The organism is Photorhabdus tasmaniensis (genome assembly GCF_011189505.1).
GTDB lineage: Bacteria > Pseudomonadota > Gammaproteobacteria > Enterobacterales > Enterobacteriaceae > Photorhabdus > Photorhabdus tasmaniensis.
The window spans coordinates 1-1,105 of record NZ_PUJU01000161.1 but is presented as its reverse complement, the minus strand read 5'-3'; the positions used below and the strand labels follow the sequence as shown (position 1 = coordinate 1,105).

Annotated in this window: 1 pseudogene; it reads left to right on the top strand. The window is 40.5% G+C overall.

The features are described 5' to 3' along the window. Positions 1-62: 62 nt before the first annotated feature. Positions 63-1,089, top strand: a pseudogene (locus C5471_RS23310) (IS630 family transposase). Positions 1,090-1,105: the final 16 nt, after the last annotated feature.

Below are 1,105 nucleotides of genomic sequence, written 5' to 3'. Positions count from 1 at the left end.
TATATACCCGTAATCATTGAAGATGCTTGATTTTATCCGAAATGGAGATCATTATCCTCGCCATGAAAATATTTATTACATCAGAACAAAAAATCAAACTTGAACGTCTTCACGACACCACTCGTGATGGTCAAGTACGAGACAGAATAAAAGCTATCCTTCTGGCTTCTGAAGGCTGGAGTTCTGTCATGATAGCCCAGGCATTGCGACTCCATCAGACCACCGTTGACCGCCATATCCGTGATTACCTCAATCAGGGGAAACTTAAATCTGATAATGGGGGGTCTGATAGTTTACTTTCTCGAGAGCAAACTGACCTTTTAATCAACCACTTATCTCAAAATCTTTTCCATCACACCCATGAAATCGTGGCCTATGTTGCTCAGCTCTGGAATATGACCTTTAGCATTCCAGGCATGAATAAATGGCTACACCGTCAGGGTTTTTCTTATAAAAAACTTTGTGGGGTCCCTCATAAATTCGAGGCGGAAAAACAGATACAATTTATTGAATATTATGAACATCTTAAAGTCACAGCGAAAGATGAACCCATCCTCTTTCTTGACGCTGTTCACCTGACTCAAGGCACTAAACTCGGTTAGGGTTGGATGCGAAAAGGCGAGAGAAAAACAGTCAAAACAACAGGCAGCCGAACTCGCCTGAATATATTGGGCGCACTCAACCTGAATGCCATTGGTCGTCCGGTGTTCCAGGAATATCAAACCCTCAATGATTACAACATTTGCCGTTTTTTCAATGAAATAAGAAAGTCTTATCCTGACTATCATCAAAAAATTCATCTTATTGTGGATGAGGCGGGTTACAACAAAGCTCATTTTGTGAAGGAGTGGGCTTATGTTAGCAATATTGAGTGACATTACCTTCCATCCATACAGCCCAAATTTAAACCCGATAGAGCGATTATGGAAGGTCATGAATGAACATGTTCGAAATAACCGTTATTTCGCTGATAAACATGAATTTCGAGACAAAGTATTCAAATTTTTCACCACAACGCTACCTGATATAGCGGACTCGCTGATGTCCAGAATTAACGACCATTTTCAGGTGCTAAAAACTGCATCTTGAAGTTTCTTGGGTATAT